The following is a 10,317-nucleotide window of genomic DNA, read 5'->3' on the forward strand; positions in this document are numbered from 1 at the left end:
TTATAGTGGTATTTGTTTTTGTTCTGTTGGAATAGTGACAATAATTGTGCTTCCTTGTCCTTTAATTGAGGAAACATCAAACTGTCCGTCACATTCATTTGTTCTGGAAATCATATTATTTAATCCAATTCCTTTCTTCTTTGTCTTAATGTCGAACCCAATACCGTCGTCCTTTACTAAAAGCACAATAGTATCGTCTTTCTTTTTCAATTCAACTTTAATAACACTGGCATTTGCGTATTTATTGCAATTTTGAAGTGACTCTTGAATAATTCGATATAAATTAATCTTTACCGAGTTCTTTACTTGATCCCATTTAATAGAAGAATCAATTGTAGATATTATTTTAGCGGGAAAGGTTTTTCTTTGCTCTTCCAGCATATTATCCACAATTGTGACGAAGTTATTAATTAATTCTGATTTTTCTCTATTCAGGTCATGCGAAATTTCACGAATATCTTGTTCGATATTTTTTAATTCAGATAAATAACTGTCTCTTTGCTGTATAGCCATATCGTCTTGAATTTTATTTAGACTATCTAAATTCATCCTAACGCCAAACATCCTACCCAAAACACCGTCATGGAGCTCTTGTGCTACCCGTTTTTTCTCTTGTACCCTGCTTGTCTCGATAGTGTTTTGCTGAGAAATCATTAAATTATAGATATCCTCATTCGCTTGTTGTTGTTGTTGCTTGTATAAAAGCACCTTATTTTTAGTTTTTTGGGTCTTAATAATATAAATAAATAATCCTACAATGGTTAAAATACTCAAAGCATATAACAAATTTCGATTCTGATCCTCTAAAGAAGAGTTTTGATCCTTAATTTGATCGGTTTCATACTCTATACGGGAGAATTTTTCTCCCATAGTACGTTCGGCTTTTTGCAACTTTTCATTGATTTGAATGTATTCTTTTGTGTAAGTAGAAGCGTTCTGGGGATCAATAATTGATAGCTGTTTTAGTGCTACTAAAATATCTCTTGAAACTTTAGTGGTACGCGCTAAATTTAATGCTTCCTGTGAATTGACCAGCGCTTTAATAGTATCATTTTTAAAAGCAAAATATTCAGCTAAATGAATTTTATTAACAAAAATCCCTGTAGTTAACTTTAAGCTATCTTTTAACTTTATTGATTTATAAAACAAATCTGGCAAACCATCTAATTCACGCATTTTAAATTTAGAATATGCTAAATTATCAAGTAGCATAGCATATATCGTTGGTTTTTGACTAATTAATTTTTTTTGTAATAATCCTTTTTGAAAATAACTTTTTGCCGCAGAATAATTTTTTGAGTTTAGATATAAAAAACCAATATTGTTAAAAGACGTTGCTCTGGACTGAAATTCTACTGGTATTATTTCATCATCAATTACTGATAATGCCTTCCCATTATAAGAAAGAGCATTATCAAATTCCCCCAATTCTCCATAAGTTATACCTAGAAGATTATATGCGTTATAGTAAATATTATTTGCTTTTTTTTCATCTTGGATAATACGCAGCACCTTACCAACGGATTTTTCACATCCTAAAAAATCACCTGCTTTAAACTGTAATGTCGCCTTATTAATTAGTGTTTTACCCCAATTAAATTTATCACCCTGCCGTTCATACATTTTCTCAGCTTTATAGTAAAACTGATAAGCGGTATCATACACTCCCTGAGAGTCATAATAATCACCTAAATAATTATATGCTTTAGCTATTAGCAATGTATCCTTTGCGTCTTGTGCATTTTCCAAAACTAAACGTACTGTTTTACTGAAATTTTTCCAATTGCTTATGTTATAATATCTATTGGCTACTTTGAATAAATTAACTCTGTTAAGCGAATCATTTGAATGATTCAAAACTATTTCTAAATCTTTATCATTATAATTTTCTCTTTTTGTAATAGGCAAGTTTAAGTCGTTGGCTAGTTCAAAATATATAGAGAGACTATCTTCTCTTAGATTAAAATTAGAAAATTCTTCCTTTTTCTTCGAACACGCGAATAAAAAGACAAATAATGTGAATATAAAGTATTTTTTTTTCAAAACTTGATATAGATTTGCTCAAAAATACTAAAATAAAACTACTAAAATAATAAAGAGGCTATCAAATAATTTGATAGCCTCTTCATATTTATACGCCAAATACTAGATTGTATCAGTCTAACTTCATATTACCTGATTGAGTTCCATTTTGGCCTATAATATCTAATTTCATATTTCCTGACTGAGTTCCATTTTGGCCTATAATATCTAATTTCATATTACCAGACTGAGTTCCATTTTGACCTATAATGTCTAATTTCATATTACCAGACTGAGTTCCATTTTGACCTATAATATCTAATTTCATATTACCAGATTGAGTTCCATTTTGACCTATAATTTCAACAGTTTTAAAAGTCGAAAAAGAAGTTAAGATCATTACTAAAGATAAAAGTCCGATTGTTAAAATTGATTTTTTCATAATAAGGGGATTTGTTAAATTTTTGTTTGTTTTACTTTTTAAGTTTAAACACTTACAGTTACGTGCTTAACTTGATGTAAAACTAAACAGACTATCCTCAAATTCATTGAAAAAAAAGCTCCTTATGGTGAACTATATCAGTCTGATAGTAGCTGATTATAAAATTATGGTAGAATGCTGTTTTTTAAATTTCTAGATAATTATCACTAGAAATTTTACTTATTATAAGATCAATATTAGACTTATACGTTTTAGAAAACGGAATTTTAGTTGCTGAATTTTTTATATGACAGTTTGCGTTCCCAGTATGAATTCTAGAAATGTACCTACTATTTACAATGTAACTATTATGAATCCTTACAAATGGATAGTACAAGGCTGCCTCAAAATGCTTTAAGGTTTTGAAAGCGGTAATCATTTCTCCTGTGTATAAATGAATATCTGTTGAATTATTGTCCGCCTTGAGATAAGTTATATCTCTAGTGTCAGCATACCTGTAATCTCCATATGATTTAATGCATAGAATAAGAGCTTGCTGTCCTTTTATAGCTGATTCCTTCTCCAACAATCCATTTACATTTAACAACGGTACTGAAACTTTAATTTTTTCTAATTTCAAAATTAGCTTTACTAAGTCATTATGCGATATCGGTTTTAAAATAAAGTCAAAGACTTGAAATTTTATGCAATCAAAGGCAAGTCTTTTAGTTTTAGTGGTTATGATAATGTGGGGGATCTCATTTAAACACCTGTGAAGCTCGTTTATTAATAGTAAAGACAATTTACTTTTAGTGGAGACAGGGTCAATTTCCAAAAAAATTAGATCAGGCTTAGATTCCAGAATTAAATCCAAAGCAGTTTCATAATTATTTGCAGAATCTATAAAAACAAGCTCCGTAAAGTTCTGAGCAAATGCTTGGATCTCCAAAACGCTTTTTACATCATCATCAATTATAACATAGGAGTAGCTCATCTCTATCGTTTACTAAGTTTCTCTTATTTAAAAAGCTAATTTATCTTATGTGAACTTTTCACAATCAATCCTGAAATTTTACTTTATACTTTCAAACAATTACAAATATCACTTGCCTTCACATGATAAGTAAAAAAGCATAGCACGTTACCAAAGTTAAAATTTTTAACTTACTGCTACTTGCCTTAAAAAATAAAATAGCCATATCCTTTAATCGTTCAAATACAAATATACTCGATTAAAAACGTAAAGTGATAAAAAACACTTACTTAATAACTTTTTAAATTCCTCATATTCTGTTGCAATAAAACATTAAAATAGTTGGCTTGAAAAGATAATTAGACATAATTATTATAGAAGTTTTTGTATCAACAACAATAAGAATTTTTGTTTTTTACAAAATTATCTTACTTTTGCGTCATAAAACCAAAACTATGAAAAAATCAATAGCTCTTTTATTATTCTTCTCTACTATAATGACATACAGTCAAGAGAAAACCGCACCCGATTTTAAAAAAAACGAATTAAAAGGAAATGCCTTATTTTTAGTATTAGGCGCGGTGGAAGTTACTTATGAACGTATTTTAAATGAAGATACAGGACTTGGAGTTTCTGTTTTTTTCGTAAACCAAGATGATTTCGATAGTAACGTTATGCTTACTCCCTATTATAGAGCTTACTTTGGCAAAAAACCTGCAGCTGGATTTTTCGTCGAAGGATTCAGCATGTTTAATACGGGTGTAGCAAGCTCCACTTATTACTATGACAACAATAATAATATTAGCCGAATCGAAAGAGACCGTTATTCTGATTTTGCTTTAGGATTTGGGTTGGGTTCAAAATGGGTTCACAAGAAAGGATATGTTTTTGAAATTAATGCCGGAATAGGTCGTAATCTATTAAGCAAAGAGAGTCCTGAAGTAGTTGGACGCGGCGGAATAACAATAGGATACCGCTTTTAAAAAACACAAAAGGCTTCTCAATTGAGAAGCCTTTTATTATTTGAATAAGTTCATTCGAACTACATTTTCATTAACCAGTTTTTCATCGAAACTTCATTTTCGATAATTGATTTTAAATCTGTTATCGCAACACGATCTTGTTTCATCGTATCTCTATGTCTGATAGTCACTGTTTGATCTTCGATTGTTTGATGATCCACAGTAATACAAAAAGGTGTTCCTAAAGCATCCGCTCTTCTATAACGACGACCCACAGCATCTTTTTCATCATAAGCAACACTAAAGTCCCACTTTAAATCTGCAATTATCTGATGTGCAATTTCAGGCAGTCCATCTTTTTTCACTAATGGTAAAACAGCAGCTTTAGTAGGCGCTAATACTGATGGTAATTGCAATACCGTTCTAGTTGATCCATCTTCTAACGTTTCTTCTTTTAGAGAAGTCGCAAAAACGGCCAAAAACATTCTGTCCAATCCTACAGATGTTTCTACAACATAAGGCACATAGTTTTTATTTAACTCAGCATCAAAATACTGTAGTTTTCTACCTGAGAATTGTTCGTGTGCTTTTAAGTCAAAATCGGTACGCGAATGAATTCCTTCTAATTCTTTGAATCCAAAAGGAAAATTAAACTCGATATCTGCGGCAGCATTAGCATAATGAGCTAATTTTTCATGGTCGTGAAAACGATAGTTTTCTTTTCCTAGTCCTAAAGATAAGTGCCATTTCAATCGTGCCTCTTTCCAAAACTCATAATGCTTCATTTCCTCGCCTGGACGCACAAAAAATTGCATCTCCATTTGTTCAAATTCACGCATACGGAAAATGAACTGTCTTGCAACAATTTCATTTCTGAATGCTTTACCTGTTTGAGCGATACCAAAAGGAACTTTCATTCTTCCTGATTTTTGAACATTCAAGAAGTTTACGAATATCCCTTGTGCTGTTTCTGGACGCAAATACAAGTCCATTGCAGTATCTGCAGAAGCTCCTAATTTAGTACCAAACATAAGGTTAAATTGACGTACTTCGGTCCAATTTCTTGAGCCCGATTCCGGACAAGCGATTTCTAACTCTTCGATTAAAGCCTTAACATCTTCCAGATCTTCATTACCTAATGAGCGTCCTAAACGTTCTAAAATTTCTCTTTCACGTGTTTTGTATTCAACAACTCTTGGGTTTGTTGACACAAATTCAGCCTCATTGAAAGCATCTCCAAAACGAACCTTAGCTTTCTCGATTTCTTTGATTGCTTTTACGTTAAGCTTTTCAGCATAATCTTCAATCAAAACGTCCGCTCTATATCTTCTTTTTGAATCTTTATTATCAATTAAGGGATCGTTAAAAGCATCTACGTGACCTGAAGCTTTCCAGGTAGTTGGGTGCATCAATATAGAGGCGTCCAAACCAACGATGTTTTCGTTCATTTGAACCATTGCTTTCCACCAATATTCCCTTATGTTCTTTTTTAACTCTACTCCGTTTTGTGCATAGTCATAGACTGCACTCAAACCATCATAAATTTCGCTTGACGGAAAAATAAATCCATACTCTTTTGCATGCGAAACTACGTTCTTAAATATATCTTCTTGTTTTGCCATACTGCAAAAATATAAAAAGTGAACTTAAAAAAAAGGAAATAGTACAAGATTGAATCCTTGATTTTCATATTTTTATCAAATAATCTCCTAATTGTATGCTGAAACACCTTATTAATTTATTCTTTCCAAAAATATGCGCAGGTTGCACTGCAATTTTGCTAACGAATGAATTGGTTATTTGTACTCCTTGTAGACACAATCTTCCTTTAACGAATCACCATTTAGCTATTGAAAATGAAGCTTACAAAAAATTCTACGGTAGGATTCCGGTAGAACATGCCTCAGCGTTTCTCTATTTTCATAAAAAAGGAATAGTACAAGAGCTAATTCACAACCTAAAATACAAAGGACATGAAGAGATTGGCACTTTACTAGGCCATTGGTACGGCGATGAACTAAAACAGCTAATGCATACTAGTAAACCCGACCAAATCATACCCGTTCCGCTGCACCGAAAAAAATACAAAGAACGAGGTTACAACCAAGTCACTACTTTTGGTCTAGCGCTTTCAGAGGAATTAGATATCGCTTATTCTACGGATTTATTGGTCCGAACCGTCTATTCTAAAACACAATCAAAGAAAAATTTGCTAGGCAGATCCGAAGGAATTGAAAACCTATTTGATGTTGTGTATACAGAAAAAGATCATGGTAAGCATTTTTTACTAATTGATGATGTTATTACAACTGGCTCAACATTAGAGGCTTGTTCCCGCGCTTTATTAAAAATTCCTGGTGCAAAAATTAGTATTGTATGTATGGCAATGGCGCAATCCTAAACTTAAATCAAGACGAATAACGGTTCCTATTTATCACCAAAGAACCAAACATTGAAATAGTGCTTTTGCAACTTTAATGAAATTATAACAATCGACTATTTCCTTTTCCGAAGTTAAATGTTTAAATTTGAATAAATTTTTATAAATATTTAAACAAACATATTATGGCTTTTGAATTACCTCAGTTACCTTATGCTTACGATGCATTAGAACCAAACATTGATGCTCGCACAATGGAAATTCACCACTCAAAGCATCATAATGCTTACACTACCAACCTTAATGCTGCCGTTGCTGGTACAGATATGGAAGGAAAAACAATTGAAAATATTTTATTAAACTTGGATATGAAAAATGCTGCTGTTCGCAATAACGGTGGTGGTTTTTACAATCATAATCTTTTTTGGGAAGTAATGTCACCTAACGGTGGTGGACTTCCTTCAGGAGATTTACTTGCTGCGATTGAAAGTAGTTTTGGAAGTTTTGACGAATTTAAAGCTAAATTTAGCAAAGCGGGAGCAACACAATTTGGTTCAGGATGGGCTTGGTTATGTGTGCAAAAAGACGGTAAATTAGACGTTTGTGGGACTCCAAACCAAGACAACCCATTAATGCCGGGTGTAGGTTGTGGTGGAACTCCAATTTTAGGAATGGATGTTTGGGAACATGCATATTACTTGCATTACCAAAACAGAAGACCTGACTATATTGACGCTTTCTTTAACGTGATCAACTGGACTGAAGTTTCTAGAAGATTTGCTTCAGAGAAATAAGAAAAATTAAATCATAAAAAAATAAACGCTTAGCTTTTAGCTAGTGCGTCTATTTTTTTATGCTTATTTTTTTGACTTTATTCCAATAAAAAAGGCGGAATTGCTTCCACCCTTTTTGCCCCAAATCTACCATAAACTTAACCTACTAATGTTATGGTAAACCAAAAATATGTATCTAAGTTAGTTACACCAAATTTAATAGGTGAATAACCTAAAAAATCGACAAACCACCTCTTTATTACAACCTTAGTATGCTCTAGCGTCTTTTCCTTCATAAAAATTCATAAAAGCTCGGTTTACAACTCTGTTCCCTCCAGCTGTTGGATAGTCTCCAGTAAAGTACCAATCTCCTAAATTTTTAGGGCAAGCAATGTGTAAATCTTCTACTGTTTGAAAGATGATTTTAACCTCAGCTTTAATTTCAGGAGAACTTAACATTTCAGCAATCTTATCGGATACTTCTTGAGGTGTGAATGGCTCATATATTGCCGTCACATAGTTGATCACATCTTTATCTAAATAATTTTCTTGTGCCTTACATTTAGCATACACCTCATCAACGATATGATATAGATTTCGCTCTTTTAAAAGTTCTAACGCAGCTTTAAAAGCAACCAATCCTTCAAGCTTTGCCATATCAATTCCGTAACAATCTGGATATCGAATTTGTGGCGCTGAGGAAACCACAACTATTCGTTTTGGATTCAATCGATCCATCATTTTAATGATACTCATTTTTAATGTTGTACCACGCACAATACTATCATCGATAATAACAAGGTTGTCCGTAGGTTTGATAACACCATAAGTAACATCATATACGTGAGCCACTAAATCGTCACGACTGCTGTCCTCAGTGATAAAGGTTCTAAGCTTCGCGTCTTTTATAGCTACTTTTTCGGTGCGAATCTTTACTGATAGTAATTCTTTTAAGCTCTCTTCAGTAAGCGTATCTCTATTTTTTAGAATAAAGTTATTTTTCCTTTGGTTTAAGAAATCCTGCGCTTCTTCAACCAAACCATAAAATGAGGTTTCAGCTGTATTAGGTATATAAGAGAAAACCGTATTATCAGTATCTTGATCAATTGCATTTAAAACAGCTGGTAAAATTAGCTTCCCTAATTTTTTTCTTTCTTGGTATATTTCGGCATCACTACCTCTAGAAAAATAAATACGCTCAAAGGAACACGCTTTTTTAACCGTAGGAGGCAAAATCTCCTTCATGGAAACCATTCCGTTTTTCTTGATAATCAACGCCTTTCCTGGATCTATTTCGTGAACACTTTCAAAAGGAACATTAAAAACAGTTTGAATTACGGGACGCTCAGAAGCCACAACTACAATCTCATCATCTTGATAATAGTAAGCGGGTCTAATTCCTGCTGGATCTCTGAAAACAAAAGCGTCTCCGTGACCTAAAAGTCCTGCCATGGCATACCCACCGTCTAGATTTTTTGAAGCACGAGTCAGGATTTTTGCCACATCTAACCGCTCAGCAATTACGGGTGAGGCCTGAAGCTTGCTCAGCCCTTCATTTTTACAATCTTGGTATAAATCAGTAACAGCATCATCAAGGAAATGTCCTATCTTTTCCATAACCGTAACCGTATCTGCCATTTCTTTTGGATGTTGACCCAATTCAACAAGACTCTGAAAAAGCTCCTTTACATTGGTCATATTAAAGTTACCTGCTAGAATCAGGTTTCTGTGCATCCAATTGTTCTGACGTAAAAATGGGTGCACACTTTCGATACTGTTTTTTCCAAAAGTTCCATAACGTACGTGACCTAAAAACAACTCCCCAATGTACGGAATATTTGCTTTTTGTGCTGGAACATCGTCTGCATATTCAGGATGAGCAGCCATCTCCTCATTAATTCGGTCATTAATTTGAACGAAAACATCTTGTATCGGTTGCGAATTATTAGAACGCACACGGCTGATGTATCGTTCGCCTGGCTCAACATCTAGTTTTATACTAGCAAATCCAGCACCATCTTGTCCACGGTTGTGCTGCTTTTCCATAAGGAGATACATTTTTTGTATTCCGTAAAAAGCCGAACCGTATTTCTCTTTGTAAAATTCAAGCGGTTTAAGTAGTCTAACTAAAGCTATACCACACTCGTGTTTTAAAGCGTCGCTCATTGTGTGTTTTTTTGTTGTGTTGTTGTTTTATTCTCCGCTTTATTACTTGTAGCAAAGCGCTTTATGCTGTCAATCATTAAAAATCAAAAAAGCCCCGTTTCCGAGGCTTTAAGGCATTATAATTCTATATCAAACTGAGTCAAAGATTTAAACTGTTTCAATCTCGACACGACTTCGTCTTTTTCTAAACCAACCATACGTTCGGTTCCAAATTTCTCTACACAAAAGGAAGCCAAATTTGATCCGTAAATAATTGCATTTTTCATGTTCTCGAATGACACGTTTTCGCTTTGCGTAATAAAACCTGCAAAACCTCCCGCAAAAGTATCACCTGCTCCCGTTGGATCAAATACTTCTTCTAGCGGTAATGCTGGTGCAAAAAACACTTGCTCATTGTGGAACAATAACGCACCGTGCTCTCCTTTTTTGATTACAACATATTTAGGACCCATCTTTTGAATTTTGGCAGCAGCCTTAACAAGAGAATATTCTCCTGATAATTGTCTAGCCTCTTCATCATTGATAGTAATAACGTCAACTCTTTTAATCACCTCTAATAATTCAGGTAAAGCGCAGTCCATCCAAAAATTCATTGTATCTAAAACAACTAATTTTGGTTT

9 protein-coding genes are annotated in these 10,317 nt (G+C 33.4%); 3 read left to right on the forward strand and 6 right to left on the reverse strand.

The annotated features are described in order from the left end of the window. From P8M54_RS15415 to P8M54_RS15425, 3 genes are all read right to left on the reverse strand, one after another. A complete protein-coding gene (locus tag P8M54_RS15415) occupies positions 1–2,043 on the reverse strand; it encodes an ATP-binding protein (RefSeq protein ID WP_300288919.1) in 2,043 nt (680 codons plus the stop codon). A gap of 112 nt (positions 2,044–2,155) precedes the next feature. Beyond that, positions 2,156–2,422, reverse strand: a complete 267-nt coding sequence (locus P8M54_RS15420) for a 3-oxoacyl-ACP reductase (protein ID WP_300288920.1) — start codon at positions 2,420–2,422, stop codon at positions 2,156–2,158. Between the two features lie 226 nt (positions 2,423–2,648). Then, entirely contained in the window at positions 2,649–3,437 is a 789-nt protein-coding gene (locus P8M54_RS15425) for a LytTR family transcriptional regulator DNA-binding domain-containing protein (RefSeq protein ID WP_300288921.1), read from the reverse strand. A gap of 434 nt (positions 3,438–3,871) precedes the next feature. On the opposite strand from P8M54_RS15425, the gene P8M54_RS15430 reads away from it, so the two are divergent. Then, the gene (locus tag P8M54_RS15430) at positions 3,872–4,399 is read left to right on the forward strand and encodes a DUF3575 domain-containing protein (RefSeq protein ID WP_300288922.1); all 528 of its coding nucleotides are present in this window, start codon (positions 3,872–3,874) and stop codon (positions 4,397–4,399) included. A gap of 59 nt (positions 4,400–4,458) precedes the next feature. On the opposite strand, the gene P8M54_RS15435 is transcribed toward P8M54_RS15430, so the two are convergent. Beyond that, a complete protein-coding gene (locus P8M54_RS15435; protein ID WP_300288923.1) occupies positions 4,459–6,000 on the reverse strand; it encodes a glycine--tRNA ligase in 1,542 nt (513 codons plus the stop codon). A 95-nt stretch (positions 6,001–6,095) separates the two neighbouring features. On the opposite strand from P8M54_RS15435, the gene P8M54_RS15440 reads away from it, so the two are divergent. Together P8M54_RS15440 and P8M54_RS15445 are read left to right on the forward strand one after the other, a co-directional pair. Beyond that, entirely contained in the window at positions 6,096–6,779 is a 684-nt protein-coding gene (locus tag P8M54_RS15440) for a phosphoribosyltransferase family protein (RefSeq protein ID WP_300288924.1), read from the forward strand. A gap of 164 nt (positions 6,780–6,943) precedes the next feature. After that, positions 6,944–7,552, forward strand: coding sequence for a superoxide dismutase (locus tag P8M54_RS15445; protein ID WP_300288925.1), 609 nt, complete (start codon positions 6,944–6,946; stop codon positions 7,550–7,552). A 246-nt stretch (positions 7,553–7,798) separates the two neighbouring features. On the opposite strand, the gene P8M54_RS15450 is transcribed toward P8M54_RS15445, so the two are convergent. Beyond that, positions 7,799–9,697, reverse strand: a complete 1,899-nt coding sequence (locus P8M54_RS15450) for an amidophosphoribosyltransferase (protein ID WP_300288926.1) — start codon at positions 9,695–9,697, stop codon at positions 7,799–7,801. A 116-nt stretch (positions 9,698–9,813) separates the two neighbouring features. Further along, positions 9,814–10,317: PfkB family carbohydrate kinase (locus P8M54_RS15455; RefSeq protein WP_300288927.1), on the reverse strand; the 504-nt coding region annotated here is incomplete at its 5' end.

It is taken from the genome of Flavobacterium sp. (assembly GCF_029242675.1).
In the GTDB taxonomy this organism is placed as follows: Bacteria; Bacteroidota; Bacteroidia; order Flavobacteriales; family Flavobacteriaceae; genus Flavobacterium.